Annotated in this window: 14 protein-coding genes and 1 pseudogene; 6 read left to right on the top strand and 9 right to left on the bottom strand. The window is 66.5% G+C overall.

Annotated elements, in window-relative coordinates; translation table 11 throughout:
• Window positions 1–30 precede the first annotated feature (30 nt).
• Window positions 31–243, bottom strand: coding sequence for a 4-hydroxyphenylacetate 3-hydroxylase C-terminal domain-containing protein (locus tag ACPXYO_RS07275; protein WP_423918281.1), 213 nt, complete (start codon window positions 241–243; stop codon window positions 31–33).
• A 47-nt stretch (window positions 244–290) separates the two neighbouring features.
• Between ACPXYO_RS07275 and ACPXYO_RS07270 the strand changes: the two genes are divergently transcribed.
• On the top strand, window positions 291–1,115 hold the full coding sequence (locus tag ACPXYO_RS07270) for an enoyl-CoA hydratase/isomerase family protein (RefSeq protein WP_423918279.1): 825 nt from the start codon (window positions 291–293) through the stop codon (window positions 1,113–1,115).
• Window positions 1,116–1,305: 190 nt separating this feature from the next.
• Here ACPXYO_RS07270 and ACPXYO_RS07265 read toward each other — a convergent pair.
• The 7 genes and pseudogenes from ACPXYO_RS07265 to lpdA form a co-directional block, all read right to left on the bottom strand.
• Window positions 1,306–2,145, bottom strand: a pseudogene (locus tag ACPXYO_RS07265) (transposase); the annotation flags it as partial.
• A gap of 131 nt (window positions 2,146–2,276) precedes the next feature.
• Window positions 2,277–3,128 (bottom strand): hypothetical protein, encoded by an 852-nt coding sequence (locus ACPXYO_RS07260; protein ID WP_423918276.1) that lies wholly within the window; start codon window positions 3,126–3,128, stop codon window positions 2,277–2,279.
• Window positions 3,129–3,140: 12 nt separating this feature from the next.
• Window positions 3,141–4,091 carry a BsuBI/PstI family type II restriction endonuclease gene (locus tag ACPXYO_RS07255; protein ID WP_423918273.1) on the bottom strand — a complete coding sequence of 317 codons (951 nt, stop codon included), beginning with the start codon at window positions 4,089–4,091 and terminating at the stop codon, window positions 3,141–3,143.
• Complete coding sequence (locus ACPXYO_RS07250; protein WP_423918270.1) at window positions 4,088–5,623, bottom strand: Eco57I restriction-modification methylase domain-containing protein; 1,536 nt, start codon at window positions 5,621–5,623, stop codon at window positions 4,088–4,090. The genes ACPXYO_RS07255 and ACPXYO_RS07250 overlap by 4 nt, the downstream gene beginning before the upstream one ends.
• Window positions 5,624–5,722: 99 nt before the next feature.
• Window positions 5,723–7,384, bottom strand: coding sequence for a lipoyl synthase (lipA, locus tag ACPXYO_RS07245; RefSeq protein WP_423918267.1), 1,662 nt, complete (start codon window positions 7,382–7,384; stop codon window positions 5,723–5,725).
• A gap of 4 nt (window positions 7,385–7,388) precedes the next feature.
• On the bottom strand, window positions 7,389–8,816 hold the full coding sequence (locus ACPXYO_RS07240; protein ID WP_423918265.1) for a dihydrolipoamide acetyltransferase family protein: 1,428 nt from the start codon (window positions 8,814–8,816) through the stop codon (window positions 7,389–7,391).
• A gap of 6 nt (window positions 8,817–8,822) precedes the next feature.
• On the bottom strand, window positions 8,823–10,286 hold the full coding sequence (lpdA, locus tag ACPXYO_RS07235) for a dihydrolipoyl dehydrogenase (RefSeq protein ID WP_423918262.1): 1,464 nt from the start codon (window positions 10,284–10,286) through the stop codon (window positions 8,823–8,825).
• Window positions 10,287–10,514: 228 nt separating this feature from the next.
• Between lpdA and ACPXYO_RS07230 the strand changes: the two genes are divergently transcribed.
• From ACPXYO_RS07230 to ACPXYO_RS07220, 3 genes are all read left to right on the top strand, one after another.
• Window positions 10,515–10,916 carry a hypothetical protein gene (locus ACPXYO_RS07230; protein WP_423918260.1) on the top strand — a complete coding sequence of 134 codons (402 nt, stop codon included), beginning with the start codon at window positions 10,515–10,517 and terminating at the stop codon, window positions 10,914–10,916.
• Window positions 10,917–10,979: 63 nt separating this feature from the next.
• Entirely contained in the window at window positions 10,980–11,210 is a 231-nt protein-coding gene (locus tag ACPXYO_RS07225; protein ID WP_423918257.1) for a TlpA family protein disulfide reductase, read from the top strand.
• Between the two features lie 8 nt (window positions 11,211–11,218).
• A complete protein-coding gene (locus ACPXYO_RS07220) occupies window positions 11,219–11,704 on the top strand; it encodes an SRPBCC family protein (protein WP_423918254.1) in 486 nt (161 codons plus the stop codon).
• Between the two features lie 27 nt (window positions 11,705–11,731).
• On the opposite strand, the gene ACPXYO_RS07215 is transcribed toward ACPXYO_RS07220, so the two are convergent.
• Window positions 11,732–12,796: an RNase H family protein gene (locus ACPXYO_RS07215; RefSeq protein WP_423918251.1), complete on the bottom strand. Its 1,065-nt coding sequence runs from the start codon at window positions 12,794–12,796 to the stop codon at window positions 11,732–11,734.
• A 21-nt stretch (window positions 12,797–12,817) separates the two neighbouring features.
• On the opposite strand from ACPXYO_RS07215, the gene aceE reads away from it, so the two are divergent.
• Window positions 12,818–15,520, top strand: coding sequence for a pyruvate dehydrogenase (acetyl-transferring), homodimeric type (aceE, locus tag ACPXYO_RS07210; RefSeq protein ID WP_423918248.1), 2,703 nt, complete (start codon window positions 12,818–12,820; stop codon window positions 15,518–15,520).
• A 57-nt stretch (window positions 15,521–15,577) separates the two neighbouring features.
• Entirely contained in the window at window positions 15,578–16,051 is a 474-nt protein-coding gene (locus ACPXYO_RS07205) for a MaoC family dehydratase (RefSeq protein WP_423918245.1), read from the top strand.
• Window position 16,052: the final 1 nt, after the last annotated feature.

The raw sequence follows: 16,052 nt of genomic DNA, 5'->3' as shown, positions 1-16,052 counted from the left end.
GGCCGCTGAAATCGTCCCGGCCCACCAGTGCTAGTGAGCCGGCTCGGAGAGGCCTGCGACCGCGAGTGCCTCTTGCTTGGCGGCGTCGAGGTCGTAGTGCCTGCGCGTAACGATGCGCTGGGCGTACAGCCCCCCGCCCGCCTGCAGGTTGGTCACGAATTTCCAGCCGCCGTAGGAGTCCGCGGTGAGATCCCGGATGGTGTGCATGAGCCGCGCCCGGTACTCGCCGTCGGGTCCCGGCAACGGGCGGCATCGGGAGCCGGCGCAGCGGGTGCGCTAGAACGACTCGCATGACCGATCCTTCCTACAGGGGCCCTGTGCCTGACACCTCGGATCCCGACGCGGCTGCCACGTACGAGCTCGACGGGCACATCGCCACGATCACCTACAACCGGCCCGAGGCCATGAACGCCATCAACGGCGACATGCGCCAATGCCTGAATGCGGCGTGGATGGAGTTCTACAACGACCCCGATGCCTGGGTGGCGATCATGACCGGCACCGGGCGGGCATTCTGCGCCGGCGCCGACCTGCGCGACCCGACCCGGGGCTCGGCAGGATCGTGGGCGGGGTCGTACTTCGAGATCCCGACCGTCAACAGCCTCGAAAGTGGTCTTGAACTGTTCAAGCCCGTCATTGCGGCCGTCAACGGGGCATGCATCGGCTACGGGCTAACAGGGGCACTGGTAGCGGACTTCCTGATCGCGTCGGACCGCGCCGTATTCGGCATGCCCGAGGTGAAGATCGGCGTGCCGACCATCGTGGGATCGATGCGGATGCCGCACAAGATCGGCTGGGCGAACGCCATGGAGATCCTGCTGACGGGCGACAACATCGACGCCGAACGCGCCCGCGAGATGGGCCTGGCATGGAAGGTCGTGCCGCACGACACGCTCATGGACGAAGCAGGTTCGCTGGCGGCGCGCCTGTGCCAGGGAGCGCCGCTGGCAGTACGGGCCGTCAAGGAAGTGGCGTGGCGAAGCCAGCGGATGGGCTGGACCGAGGCCCTGCGCATGGGTGAGTCGATTCGCAGGATCGTGGGCGACAGCGACGATGCGAAAGAGGGCGGACGTGCATTCGCGGAGAAGCGCCCGCCCGAATGGACCGGCACCTGAGGGGCGCTAACCGGTCAGGGTGAGGCGGGCGACGAGGTCGGTGCCGAATCCGGTGAGGATGGCCAGGTAGAGCAGCCCGGTGGCAGCCATGACGGCCGCGACGCGCCGCTCCAAGGGCGGATTCAATCGGTGGTCGCAACACCGGTTTGTCGGTGGGAGCGTAGGTGCTCGTCGAGGGCTTCGGCGAGTGTGCGCCGGCCGAGGGTCTTGCCAGGCTGTTCTTGGTGCGGGCGATGACGCCGTAGCCGTGTTCGCGTGGCAGGTGGATCAGCATGGTGAAGCGGGTGGTGCGCTCGACCAGCTCCCGGCGCAGCGCCCCGCGGCCCTCCACGCAGAGGGCCTGATAGATCGCCTCGTGACTGATCCGCATGGACCCGTCATCGGCGAAATCGACACGCAGCCGGTTCGAGATCTGCTGCGGGCTCCAGCCCTGCACCCAACGGCGGTCCCCACGATGAGGCTTGTTGGTGCCCTTCCACCGCGGACCTTGGGGACCCAGCACCCGACCGTGTGGGTCTCGAAGGTCCCCTGAGAGCCGCTCGGCCACATACGTGCGCAACCGCTCGTTCCCGACCAGCTTGGCTGGCTTGGGTCGCCGGGAGCGCCGCTCGGCGTGCCACTGCGCGACCGATGCCTTGTACTCGAGACACCACGTTCTCGTCGACGCGTTGCGGCGAAGCTCCCGCGAGACCCCCGACGCACTCCGACCGAGCCTCCGCGCGATCTCACCCACACCGAGACCCTGAGCCCGAAACAGCGCGATGTCCTCCCGCTCCGAGGATGACAGACAGCGGCCCGACACCGTCGGGCACAGACAAGGATTCACCCCGCCAGCATGACGGAACCACCTAAACGCGACCGGCGACGACACCCCAGCCTCCACCGCCGTGACCTCGGTCTTCGCGCTACCCGCGATCGCCGCCCAGAACCTGACCCGATCCTGCCGCCACGCCACCGTCGGCCGCCCCGGCGACAGCACCTGGCCCCGATACAACTGCACCTCCCGCTGGCGCTCCCGCATCGTCCCCATCCCACACCCCCACAATCAAGGTGTCGCAACGACCAGTTGAATCCGCCCAGCGATCCACTGGCGGCTATGCCGTCGTCGACCTGGCTACACCCCCATCGAGGTGCTGAGCCAGCGGGACGAGACACCAACCGCTAGCCGGCGAGGGTGAGTCGAGCGACGAGGTCGGTGCCAAAGCCGGTGAGGATCGCAAGGTACAGCAGCCCGGTGGCAGCCATGACGGCTGCGTACTGGCGCTCGCGCAGCGCGGCCATGGCCACCGCGGCGAGCGCCACCGTGGTGACGGCGCAGGCAACCCAGAACCAGCCCAGCAGCCCGCCGTAGCCGTCGTCGATGCTCCCGCTGAGCACCGAGACCATGCCGGTGGGCAGCAACAGCAAACCCACTTCGACCGGCCAGATGGCGCCGAGATGCCGCACGAGCCCGCGCAGCGGCTCCCGGCGCAGGCCTGGCTGCACCAGATACCAGTGGCCCAGCAGCATCGAATTGCTGACCACGCCGAGGAAGGCTGCCCCGGCGACGACGCGCGCGAGGTGCAGAACCGGGTTGATGTCTCCGCTGGCGCCGAGTCCCGCAGCCACCACGCCCACCACGCCAGCGAGCGGTGCCGCAAGATCCCAGCGCGGGTCGAAGCCCTCGATCGTCCTCCTCGGGGAGGTATCAGCTGGTGCTGCACCGTCGCTGTCGATGCCTCCGGCTGGCTCCCGGGGGCCCGCTGCGGGCACGTTGGGCAGTGCCGAGCGCAAGAGCGTCGCGCCTGCGCACGCGGCCATCGCGATGGATGCCAGGTCGCGCACGGCATCGGGCTGGAACACGAATCCCGTGACGGCCGCGATGACGGCGATCGCCCCGTACAGCGACCGCAGAAGCCAGCCATAGCCGAGCCCTACTTCGCCTCGCCGTGTGGTCACCCACAGGTACGCCAGTCCCCCTGCGGCCCACTGGCACATCACCGTGGCCACATCGACGGGCGCACCCTCACCCACTAGGGGCCAATCTCAGTCGTATGGACCCAAGAACTTGGATCCGTCGAAGTGAATGAGATGATCAGGCGATTCGGCAATCCAGACTTCGGTTTCCCATGCGATGTCTGCGACGTACTGACGGAAGGTTGCGCGATCTGAGAACGCTGTGACGAAGACGAGTTCGAGACGCGACGATTGCAAGAGCTGGTCCAGCTCGGCTCGGCGCTTCGGATCGATGGGTCCGTGAGATGTCACGGCCTCGACAACGACGAGCCACGACTCGTCCACATGCTCGACGATGACATCGGGCATCTTGCCGTGATGGGGAACACTGATACGAGCACGCACGAATGCATTCTTGTCGTAGACCGCAAACTTCTCATCGGCATCGCCGATGTACCAAACGGCTCCTCCGGGCGTGAATCTTGGACAGAACCCTTGGATGATCTCCTTGATGAGGGGGTTCTGGCCTCCCAGCGACAGATCCACCGAATTGCCGTCAGGCAGACGCACCGGAATGCGACGCAGTCGGCGCTGGCGCTCAAGCTGGTCGGCGAGCGTCCCTACCCGCTCGAGATAGGTGTCCAGTCGTTCTGACCAAGCGTCGGTGCCGTGCGCCTTGGCCAACGTCCAGGCAATGCCGTTGACCTGGTAGACGGTCTTGCCGCTGTTGGTGGGGCGGTCGGGATCGTCGGGGTTCTTTGTAGCCAAACCGGCTGCGCAGAACTGGTGAATTGTCTGGCGTCGAACCCTCTCGCGGGTATTGGGCGCATAGTCCTTGCCGTAGTGGACGCGCATGAACTTCATCATCTCGGTGATGCCCCGCAGCGGGGTGCTCGCCGCCGCCCACGGCATGTCGGGCTTCACGTCAAGAAGCGCGAGGAAGGCAAGTGCAGAGCGCTCGTTGCTCTGCGCAGGAGGGAATCCGAGTTCCTTGAGAATCCACTGCGCCTCGGAGATGCGCTGGGTGATCTGGTGGTTCACCGGACACCTTCGAGAGCCGGGACGTGGCGTTCCACCAGCAAGTCTGTGGCTGCCTGCTCGAAATTAGCTGAGCGTGCCTCGGCACCCAAGGCCAGGAGGGACGGAACGTCCGGATATCGAAGCGACTCCAAATCGGCAGCGTTCACTTGTGTATGCCCGTTGAACTGCCGGAAGAACAGGTCGACAGCCGTCGAGTTGAGGTAGGCCGCCAATCCCCATGCGAGATCGCGTTCCATGCCTCGGTTCGAGACGTGCAGCACGTTGACGTGATTCTCCATGGCGACGACATCGCTCGGCAAATCCGCGTGTTCAAGCACTGCCGCCACGACGCGTCGGCGTTCCTCTTTTGATGAGAAGCGCTTGACCAGCACGTAGTCACCCGATGGCAGGAACATGCCTTCGGTTGCCGGCGACACCGCAATCGCGCACGGCTTGGAGTTGGATTCACCCGGCCAGTTGATCCTGCCTCGCCGCAAGTGTCCGGGGTAGATCAACGGGATCGCGTCGCCGTCGCAGTCTTCACGTAAGTGCTCCCGCGACCGGAAGTCCACCACCCGGCCTGTCGAGGCTGTGACACCCAATCCCGCCAGCGTCTGCGGGAGGCCTCCTAGGTGCTCTGCCAGCACGACGCTCGCGCGGTCCTCGGGTATGCGAATAAAGAGACGTGGATCCTTCGGGTGGACGACTGAGTCGGCACTGACTTCATGTCGGCGGGGTTCGTCGAGACCCGAGCCCGAACTGACGGCGATCTGCACCGGCGGGCGCTGAGCGGACCGAACGATCCTGAAGATGATGTTCTCTTGCAGCACCGCACCGTCGCGAAATGCAGCGTCGCGGGATTCGAAGACGTGGATATCCCGTAACGCGCAGTCGTCCAGCAGGGCATTCCGGAATGACCTGAAATACGACCCGTTGCAGAAACTCCTAGGGGTGATCGCGACCAGCTGACCACTGGGAGCGAGCAAGCGGCTGGCGAGCCAGACAAAGGCCGAATACAGGTTGCTCGTGCGAATGCCGAGACGTCGAAGCCGTTCATGAGTCGACGAAGCCGTGCGCAGCTTGCCGTACGGCGGGTTCATGATGACGAGATCGAACTGCTGAAGCTCTTGCTGAAACACCTCAGGCGCTGCGTGGGCCGCGGCCCATGTCAGGAAATCCGAATTCACAGCACGACCCTGTGCAGAGGGCATCACATCGCAGCAGTCGCTGAGTGTCGCTTCGAGACCTTGCAGCAGGCGACCGTCGACTTCCACTGCCGTCACGTCCAACGAGCATCGCCATCCCTCGCTGGCTGCTCGTTCAACCAGCGCAGCCGAGAGCGAACCGACACCGGCACCGGGGTCCAGCACGCGTACCCGTCCCTCCGGCGGTTCGAACATGTCGGCCAGCAGTCTCGCTATGGGGGCGGGTGTGAAGTACTGGCCAAGCTCCGAACGACAATCCGCGGTCAGCCCCTCGGTCTGCGCGATGCGGCGTTGCTCGGCACGCGTCAGCGGCCCGGCCGCAAGCAGATCATCGACAACTGCCGCCACGCGACCTCACCAAACCAGTCGGGTTCGAAACCTGTCGGCAGCATAGGTAAGCCTCAGCTTCGCTACGCGGAATGTTTCAGGTTGCCTGGGTCTGGCGCGCTACGCCGGCACTTGCTGGCGGCTTGGTCCGAGCTGCACGGCTGAGGCCGATTCGGCGGCGTGGTAGCTGGAACGGGTCAGCGGGCTGGACTCAACGTGATCAAGCCCCAAAGCAATTCCGACCTCTCGCCAACGGCTGAACGAGATAGGCGGCACCCAGCGGGCGATAGGGATGTGGTGGCTGGTCGGCCGCAAGTACTGGCCGATCGTCACGATGCTGACCCCAACTGCCGCGAGATCGGCCAAGGTGACGTCGACTTCGGCATCGTCCTCGCCCATGCCGACGATGATGCCCGATTTCGTGACGAGCCCGGCCGAAGCGCTGCGGGCCAGCACCGCCAGGCTGCGGGCATAGCCCGCCGATGGGCGAACGGCTCGCTGCAGCCGGGCCACGGTCTCCATGTTGTGGTTCAGGATGTCGGGGCCTGCGTCGAGGACTGTCTGGAGGGCCGCGGCATCGCCGCCGAAATCGGGCACCAGCACCTCGATTGTCGTGCTTGGCGATTGCGCCTTGATCGCCGCGATGGTCTCGGCGAACGCAGCCGCCCCGCCGTCGGGCAGATCATCCCGGGCAACCGCGGTGACGACGGCGTGGCCGAGATTCATCTCGGCGACCGCTTCGGCCACCCGGCGAGGCTCACCGGGATCGAGCGGCGCCGGCAGGCGGGTGTCGACCAAGCAGAAACCGCACGCCCGCGTGCACCGCTCCCCGTTGAGCATGAAGGTGGCTGTGCCCGCACCCCAGCATTCGAAGATGTTCGGGCAGCCCGCCTCCTCGCACACCGTCACCAAGTCGTGCTGGCGCATCGCCCGGCGCAGCCGCAGGTAACCCTCATTGGGGTCCATGCGGGCTCGCAGCCACGGCGGCTTCCGCTCGGCGAGACCGAGACCGCCGTTCACCCCGGCTTCTGTCAACCTGGCTCGGCTACGCGGCGGAGGGATCTCGACCTGACCGGGACCAAGGCCACGGCTGAAGGCGCTGAGATCGGACGGGCGGTGCCGCCACGCCACATCTGCACGCTCGAAGCCTGTGGGCGACCACCGTTCGGCTGCACGCCGGACCACCGCGTCCACCACCTCGCGCATCGTCGCCGTGCAACCTTCGGCCCGCAGCGATGTCGGTCGGAAATCACGGATGCCGCACGGGATGATCCGCTCGAACCACGACAAGTCGGTGTCGACGTTCAGCCCGAAGCCGTGCATGGTGCGGCCGCGGCTGAGTCGAACGCCGATCGCGGCGAGCTTGCGAGGCGTGCCGTCGAGGTCGAGCCACACGCCCGGATAGCCCCGCAGCCGGCCGCAGCCGGTGAGACCGAGGTCTGCCAGTGCGTCGATGAGCACTTGTTCCAAGTCGCACACGTACGCAGCAGTCTCCGCCAGTCCGCCGCCCCGGTTGCCTGGCAAGGACAGGATCGGATAGCCGACGAGCTGGCCGGGACCGTGGTAGGTGAAGTCGCCGCCACGATCGATACGCACGCAGTCGGCGCCGACCTCAGCCGGATCGACCAGCAAATTCGCCTCGTCGGCACTCGGGCCCGCCGTGAAGACGTGATCGTGTTCGAGCAGCAGCAAGTAGTCATCCACGCTGTGCGTCCACAGGCGTCGCTGCAAATCCAGCGCCTCGCGGAAGCGAACCCGCCCCAGCCACCGCACCTGAAGCATCGGACTAGAGCTCCGCTCCCCAGTCGTGCTGTTCCAGCATCTGACGGATGTGCCCCAAGAATCCAGCTGCATAGCTGCCGTCGAACGCACGGTGATCCCAGCCCATCGCCAAGTGGCCTACCGAGTGCACCACGATGCTCTCATTGCCGAATCGATCTGCGACCACGACCGGGCGGCGGGCAACGCCGTCGGTCGAGAGCACCGCAACCTGGGGTTGGTTGATGATTGCCGCGGTCGTGTAGGTGCCGAACGAGCCGTTGTTGGAGATGGTGAAGGTGCCGCCGGTGATGTCGTCGGGCGTCAGGCGTCGCTCGCGGGCCCGCGTCGCGAGTTCGTTCATGGTGCGGGCGACCCCTCGCAAGCTCAGCGAGTCGGCGTCCCGCAGCACCGGAACGATGAGGCCGTCGTAATCGAGGTCGACGGCAACGCCGATGTTGCGACGTCGCCGGATGCGCAGCCCGCCGTCTTCCACCGAGGAGTTGAGGCGGGGCCAGTGAGCCAATGCGTCGGCCACGGCGACGACGATGAAGGGCAGGTAGGTGAGGCTGAATCCCTCTGATGCTCGCCACGCTTCGCGGTGCGCCCGGCGCACCTGCTCGACGTTCTCGTAGTCGACTTCGACAACGGTGAGAGCGTGGGGCGAGGTGGCGACCGAGTTGACCATGTGTTCGCCGGTCCGGCGCCGGATGTTGTTGAATGCTTCGAAACGTGAGTCGCCGTCGGTCCACTCAGCGGCGGCAGCAGCAGCTACCGGTGCCGGCACCGAAGGCGAGCTCGGAGCGGCGGCGCGTTCGCCTGCTGGCGATGTTGCTCTCGCTGCTGCAGTCGGGGCGGTTGCAGCCGCCGAGCGCTGCCGCTCGTCGATGGCGTTGAGCACATCGGACCGGGTGATGCGACCGCCTACACCTGAGCCGACCAGTGCAGCGGGATCCAAGCTGTGCTCTCGTACGAGGCGCCGCACCACCGGAGACAGCAGCCGACCACCTCCATTGCGTGCCGAACCGCTGGTTGAGCCATCGGTCGACGCGGCCGCAGCGGCTGCGGCCACTGGGGCCGCAGATTCTGCTGTGGGTGCCGGTTCCGCCGGCGGCGGAGCGGGTGAGGCGGCTGCGGCCGCGCCGGTGTCGGCGACGGGCGCAACAGGCGGCGGCACGACGGCACCCTCGCTTACCTCGACAATGGCCAGCACCGTCCCGACGTCCACCGTCTCGCCCACGGGCACCCGGATCTCGCTGATGACCCCCTCCATGGGCGACGGCACCTCGCTGTCCACTTTGTCGGTGGACACCTCATAGAGCACCTCGCCCACCGTGATCGAGTCGCCGATGCCCTTGAACCAGCGGGTGATGGTCCCTTCGGTGACCGTCTCGCCGAGTTGCGGCAGCACCAGGTCAGCCATATCGCTGCCTCGGTCGGCGTCGGGTGCCCGCACGCCGGCTCATCCGTGGAGTCCCCGACCTGTGAGCGCCATCATCGTCTCGCCGAACAGCTCGGACAGCGTTGGATGCGGCTGCACCAATGCGGCCACCTCGGAGACCGTGGCCTCCCAGTTGACCGCCAGGTAGCCCTGACCGAGCTGCTCGGTGACCCATGGCCCCATCATGTGAACGCCGAGCACGCGCCCTGCGGTGCCGTCGGCATCACGCTCGGCCACGATCTTGACGAGGCCCTCGGTGTCGTTGACGATCATCGCCCGGGAGTTGCCGCTGTAGCGGTGCTTGGACGACACCACCTCATAGCCGGCTTCGCGAGCCGCCGCTTCGGACAGCCCGGTGAAGGCCACCTCGGGATGGCAGTAGATCGCCCACGGCACATTGGGGTAGTCCACCGGCGCGGGGTCCTCGCCCAGGATGTCCTTCACCGCCACGATCGCCTCTGCGAAGCCGACATGGGCCAATTGCGGCGTATTGATGAGGTCGCCCACGGCGTAGACGCCGGACATCGTGGTGCGGCAGAGTTCGTCAGCGACGACGAAGCCCCGCTCGTCGAGCGTGACCTCGGTGTCATCGAGGCCGAGGTGGTCTGGGTACGGCCGCCGTCCCACCGATACCACCACGGCGTCCACTTCCAGCTCGGCCGTATCGGCGTCGTCGCCCTCTGACGCAGCTGTCGTGTATCGCACGGTCGTGCCGCCGCCATCCAGCGGCGAGTGACCGGTGACCCCGCAGCCCGTCCGCACGTTGATGCCCCGCTTGGCAAACGCCCGGGTCAAGGCCTTGGAGATGTCCCCATCGACGCCGGGAATGATCTGCGGCGCGTACTCGAGCACGGTCACATCGGCGCCGAGGTCGGCCAGCATCGAAGCGAACTCGCAGCCGATGGCCCCGCCGCCAATCACGGCGACGCGACCTGGCACCTCGTCCAGCGCCAAGACTTCATCCGAAGTCATGACGAGCGTTCCATCGCGATCGAATCCCGGCAGTGTGATGGGCACCGAGCCTGCCGCCAGCAAGACGTGGTCTCCATGCAGCGTCTGGGTCTCGGACTCGCCGTTGCGCACCGCGACCGACCGGTCGGAGGCCAGCCGGCCCGTCCCTTCGTGCACCGCGACCTTGCGGCGCCGCAGCAGCCCCTTCACCCCGGCCTCGAGGCCGTCCACGATGCGTTGCTTGCGGCCCTGCGAGACGCTGAAGTCCAGCTCGGGCGGCTCGGTGTTCACGCCGAACTCGGCTGCTTCGCTCACCGTGCGCCACACGGCTGCCGTCTCAAGCAACTCCTTGGCGGGTATGCAGCCCCGGTGCAAGCACGTGCCGCCCAGCCGGTCCCGCTCCACCAGCGCGACCTTCATGCCCGCCGCGCCGGCATACAGCGCCGCCCCGTAGCCCGCGGGCCCGCCGCCGATCACGACGAGGTCGTAACGAACAGGGGCGCTCGATTCGCCGGAATTCGCTTCATCTGCCATCGCGCGACGAGGGTACGCCTCAAGGCTCAGCCGTTTGCACCGGGGCGATCATCTGTCCAGACCGGCGCCGAACGCCTCAGAACGGCACCAGCACCCGGATTGCGAACGCGACGAGTATCGCTAGTGCCGTGACCAACGCCATTGTGATCAACGCCCGGGTGCTCACCGTGCCGAATGTAGCCACGATCTCGACCGAGACCCCGTGGCCTCAGCGGTAGCATTCGCACCGTGACACCATCCGCTCGGCACGCCGTGGCCGCATGCGCCGTCAGCCTTGTCGTGCTGGTGGGTTGCGGCGCGAGCGAAGACGCGTCTTCGACAGCGTCTCCGACGGATGTCGCCGAGACATACGAGCCTTCGAGCGCAGCCGCTGCTGAAAGTGTCGAATCGGCATCTGCCGCTGAAAGCGTCGAACCGGCATCTGCCGCCGAAAGCGTCGAACCCGCAGCAGCCGACGGTGGCGCAAATGCCTCCGCCACTGAAGGATCATCGGCAGACGAGAGCGCCTCAGCGGCCGAAACCCGGCCCGAGATCCTCCTGCTCGACACGAGCCAGGTTGATGGGCAGCCCTTCGAGCTGGCTGCTGCGGTAGGCAACGACGTGCTGCTGTGGTTCTGGGCTCCGTGGTGACCGGCCTGCCGGAGAGAAGCTCCTGCGGTCGCAGAGCTGAAAGCAGAACACGGGGATGACTTGGTGATCGTGGGCGTTGCCGCGCACGACTCCATTGCTGCCTTCGAGGGATTCGTGAGCTCTCACGGGCTCGAGCAGATGCCTCACTTCGGTGACGAGAGCGGAGATCTGTGGGACGCGTTCGGCGTACGGTCCCAACCCACCTGGATGCTCGTACGAGCCGACGGCACTACTGAGCGCGGCCAGGGCCATATTCCTGGCGAAATCGTCACCGACGCTCTGTCGCCGGCCTGACCGAAGCCATGGCCAAGAGCGAGCAGCGCAGCGTCAGCGTCGAGCGCCACATCGCCGCACCGGCTGAGGCGATCTTTGCGGTGCTAGCCGATGCCAGCCGTCACTGCGAGATCGACGGCTCGGGGAGGCTGGTTCGGGCGACCAGCAGCAACACCCCATTGACGCTCGGCAGCACATTTTCGATGCGAGTGCGTCTCGGCGTCACGTACCCCACCAAGAACCGGGTCCTGGAGTTCGAGGAGAACCGGCTGATCGCGTGGGCGCACTGGCAGGGGCAACGCTGGCGATACGAGCTCGAGCCCTCCGACGACGACGGCACGCTGGTGCGCGAGACCTTTGAATGGGGAACTGCACGCTGGCCGCGCAGCATCGAACTTGTGGGAGCTCACAAGAAGAACGTGCCGTCCATGGAAGTCACGCTCGAGCGACTGGCAGCCATCGTCGAGACGCCTCCCGCCGCGACCCCCGACACAGACGCTGACAACGCCGCCTGAGCAACCGGCCCGGATGGCCCGCTGCTGCTAGTCGGGCTCGATGACCCACACGTCCCCGCCGAGCGCTTCTTCCAGGCGCCGGTGCAGGTCCGCCAGCGTGCGGTCGCCGGCTCGGCGAACGAGGATCGCTTCGTCGCAGTTGTGCATGAACCACGTGTCCCGCCGCCGCATCGCCTTGCCGAACGCCTCGCCGTCGACTGGTGACTTGGCACCGAGCATGAATTCGTGGGCTGCTTGCTGGCGGAGCTCGGCGAAGCGTTGACGCGACGGCCCCGGCCACCGTCGTTCGACGCCCTCGAATGCAAGCACCACGGCATATGGCACACCAGCCGCCAGCGCAGCCTCGGCACCCAGTGTCTCGGCACCAAGCCCGAGGCCCGTCGCGACCACGAGATCAGGATGCATCTGGCGCTTGGCAGCGAGTACGTCGCTCAGCTGCCGGAGCACCTTGCGTAAGATCGGGTTCTCGTTGTACCCGCCGAGCTCCGGCGGCCGGTGGCCGAGCACGGTCACGACGTGACCGGCGATTTCCCGGTTCCCCGATGTCGGCTCGTCGGTGCTGACGGTGCCCTTCGGGGAGCCGTGCGACCCCGACCGCCCGTCAGCGAGCTGATCGAGCACGTCATCGTCGAATCGCTTGCCCCGGAGCCCGGCACCAGCGCTCGCAGCGTGCACGGCCAGGGCATCGGCAGCGGAATTCAACCGCTGGCCGGCGTGACCCTTCACCCAAGCAAACTCGACGTCGCCCCGCGCCAGCACGGCATCGATGAACGGCTCCCACAGGTCTCGGTTGGCCACCGGCTTCTTCGCGGTGTTCAGCCAATTGCGCCGGTGCCAGCCCTTCCACCATTCGTCGGTGAAGCACTTCACCACGTAGGTGGAGTCGCTCATGATACGTAGCGGCCCGTCCAGCACCTCGACGGCCTGAGCCGCAGCGGTGACCTCCATCCGCTGGTTCGTTGTCCTGGGTTCGTGACCGCACGCCCACGGCCCGCCGTCAATCACGTACGCCCAGCCGCCCGGTCCCGGATTACCCAGGCACGACCCGTCAGTGAAGACTTCGCGGGCTTGGGCGTTCGGCTGGGGACTCATCCAAGTGCGACACTAGAACCCATGCTCTTTGACGGGTTGCATGAGCAGATCCCCGACATCGATCCCGACGAGACCGACGACTGGCTGCAGTCGTTCAAAGCGGTTGTCGAGGAACGGGGCAAGAACCGGGCACGCTTTCTGATCCGGCGTCTGATGTCCAAGGCCCGCGAGCTGCAGGTCGACTTCCCTGCAACTGTCTCGACCCCCTACATCAACACCATCGCCCCCGAAGACGAGCCGTGGTTCCCGGGCGATGAAGGGATCGAGAAGCGCCTGCGAGCCTTCATCCGCTGGAACGCCGTCGCAATGGTCACCCATGCCAACTCGTGGGCCGACGGCATCGGCGGCCACCTGTCCACGTTTGCCAGCTCCGCGGCGCTCTATGACGTGGGCTTCAACCACTTCTGGCAAGGCAAGGACGACGGCGAGCCCGGCGACCACATCTACATCCAGGGCCACGCCGCACCTGGCATCTACGCCCGGGCCTATCTCGAGGGCCGCCTCGACGACACCGACCTCGAGCACTTCCGGCGCGAGATCGGCCGCACCGGTCTGTCGTCGTACCCCCATCCGCGTCTCATGCCCGACTTCTGGGAGTTCCCGACGGTCTCGATGGGCCTCGGGCCGATCATGGCGATCTACCACGCCCGCTTCAACCGCTACCTGCACAACCGTCGTATCGACAACACGGCCGAGTCGAAGGTGTGGTGCTTTGTGGGCGACGGCGAGACCGACGAGCCCGAGACGCTCGGGGCGCTGCACCTCGCAGCCCGAGAGCGGCTCGACAACCTCATCTTCGTCGTGAACTGCAACCTGCAGCGGCTCGACGGGCCCGTGCGGGGCAACGGGAAGATCATCCAGGAACTCGAAGCCAACTTCCGCGGCTCGGGCTGGAACGTCATCAAGGTGATCTGGGGAGGCCGCTGGGACGACTTGCTGGCCCGCGACCGTGACGGCGTTCTGCTCAACAAGATGAACGAGACCATCGACGGCGAGTACCAGCGTTACTCGGTGGAAAGCGGGGCCTACATCCGCGAGCGGTTCTTCGGGCCCGATCCCCGGTTGCGAGAGATGGTCCAGCACCTCTCCGACGAGGAGCTGCAGACCCTGCCCCGAGGCGGTCACGACTACAAGAAGCTGTACGCGGCCTACCAGGCGGCGGTCGAGCACGAGGGCAGCCCGACCGTCATCTTGACCAAGACCGTGAAGGGCTGGTCACTGGGGCCTGACCTCGAAGCACGCAACGCCACCCACCAGATCAAGAAGCTGACCCGGACCCAGCTCATGACCATCCGGGAGCGCTTGCGGCTCCACAACGAGATCGACGCCGAGTTCGACCCTGACGATCCGCCCTATTGCCGCCCCCAGCCCGGCAGCGCCGAGCACGAGTACTTGGTGGCCCGCCGCAAGGCTCTGGGCGGCCCGTTGCCCAAGCGCATCCGCAACTGGTCCCGCAAGGCACTGCCGATGCCGAGCTCGAAGCCGTTCGAGGAGTTCTCGGCGGGCTCGGGCAAGATGGCGGTGTCGACCACCATGGCCTTCACCCGGATGCTGCGGGCGATGACGCGAGAGCCGGGCTTCGGCGACCGTGTGGTGCCGATCATTCCCGACGAGGCCCGCACGTTCGGCATGGATTCGCTGTTCCGCGAACTCGGCATCTACGCCAGCCAGGGCCAGCTGTACGAGCCCGTCGACCACGACCTGCTGCTGTCATACACCGAGCACATCGACGGCCAGATCCTCGAGGAGGGCATCACCGAGGCCGGGGCGCTGGCCAGCTTCACCGCCGCCGCCACCTCCTATGCCGTCCGCGGCGTGGCGATGGTGCCCTTTTACACCTTCTATTCGATGTTCGGCTTCCAACGTGTGGGCGACATGATCTGGGCGCTGGCCGACATGAGGGGTCGCGGTTTCCTCATGGGGGCCACGGCCGGACGCACCACGCTGATGGGCGAGGGCCTGCAGCACCAGGACGGCCACTCGCCGCTGCTGGCCTCGGTCGTGCCGCCGTGCCAGGCCTACGATCCGGCGTTCGCCTATGAGCTGGCGATGATCGTGCGCGACGGGATCCGGCGGATGTACGGCGTGGGCGAGGACATCTTCTACTACCTGACGATCTACAACGAGAACTACATCCAGCCTCCTGAGCCGGACGACCTCTCGACATCGGATCTGCTCGCTGGGCTGTATCGCTTTGCCCCTGCTCCGGAAGGCCGCTCGCACGCCGGCACCATCCTGTTCTCGGGTTCAGCGCAAGGTGCTGCCCGGGCGGCAGCCGACCTGCTGGCCGCCGAGCACGACGTCGGCGTCGACCTGTGGAGTGCCCCCTCGTACAAAGCGCTGCGCGAGGAGGCGCTGTCGTGCGAGCGGTGGAACACGCTGCATCCCGACGATCCCCAGCAGGTGCCGTTCGTGACCCGGCAGCTGGCCGACGGCTCCGGGCCGGTCGTGGCCGTGACCGACTTCATGCGAGCCGTGCCCGACCAGGTGTCACGCTGGATCGGCCGCGATTACACCTCGCTGGGAACCGACGGCTTCGGTCGCAGCGACACTCGCAGCCGGCTGCGGGAGCACTTCGAGGTGACCGCCGAGCACATCACAGTGGCGGTGCTGTGGCGCCTTGCCGAGCTCGGCGAGATCGACGCGACTGCGGCGGCCGAGGCCATCAAGCGCTACGGCCTGACCACTGACAGCGCCGATCCTTGGTCGTCGGCAACGCACTGAGCCGACCGCCCTCCACGATTCCCGACGCTGCGAGGGCGGCGCGTGCAGACTGTCACGATGCCCAGCGACATTCCCTGCCCGCAGCGATGGTTCGACGACTACGAGGCCGGTGAACGTTTCACGTTCGGAACGACGACGATCGACGAGGCCGAGATCATCGAATTCGGCCGCAAGTTCGACCCGCAGCCATTCCACATCGATCCTGAGGCCGCCCGTAACACCGTCTACGGCCAGTTGATCGCCTCGGGTTGGCATACCGGCTCGATCATGATGAGGATGCTGGGTGAATACCTGTTGGGGCCATCGAGCATGGGCTCGCCTGGTCTCGACGAACTGCGCTGGCTGGCACCGGTGTATCCAGGCGACCCTCTCACCCTCGTGGTCGAGATTCTGGAGGTTCGCCCGAGCCGCTCCAAGCCCGACCGCGGCATCATCAAGATGACCCACGAACTCGTCAACCAAGACGGCACCACGGTGGTGCGCGCGGTGGCGAACATGATGATGGCCCGCCACCCCGCTGATCCAGCCTGAC

The sequence above is a fragment of the Candidatus Poriferisodalis sp. genome (assembly GCF_965237655.1).
GTDB lineage: Bacteria > Actinomycetota > Acidimicrobiia > Acidimicrobiales > Poriferisodalaceae > Poriferisodalis.
Note: the sequence above shows the minus strand (reverse complement) of the source record. Positions and strands in the feature narration are given on the sequence as shown.

What these genes read in the sequence shown, in the direction of transcription:
- aceE (WP_423918248.1), top strand. Translation starts at nt 12,818, where the DNA reads ATGCTCTTTGACGGGTTGCATGAGCAGATCCCCGACATCGATCCCGAC.
- ACPXYO_RS07205 (WP_423918245.1), top strand. Translation starts at nt 15,578, where the DNA reads ATGCCCAGCGACATTCCCTGCCCGCAGCGATGGTTCGACGACTACGAG.
- lipA (WP_423918267.1), bottom strand. Translation starts at nt 7,384, where the DNA reads ATGCTTCAGGTGCGGTGGCTGGGGCGGGTTCGCTTCCGCGAGGCGCTG.
- ACPXYO_RS07220 (WP_423918254.1), top strand. Translation starts at nt 11,219, where the DNA reads ATGGCCAAGAGCGAGCAGCGCAGCGTCAGCGTCGAGCGCCACATCGCC.
- lpdA (WP_423918262.1), bottom strand. Translation starts at nt 10,286, where the DNA reads ATGGCAGATGAAGCGAATTCCGGCGAATCGAGCGCCCCTGTTCGTTAC.
- ACPXYO_RS07270 (WP_423918279.1), top strand. Translation starts at nt 291, where the DNA reads ATGACCGATCCTTCCTACAGGGGCCCTGTGCCTGACACCTCGGATCCC.
- ACPXYO_RS07215 (WP_423918251.1), bottom strand. Translation starts at nt 12,796, where the DNA reads ATGAGTCCCCAGCCGAACGCCCAAGCCCGCGAAGTCTTCACTGACGGG.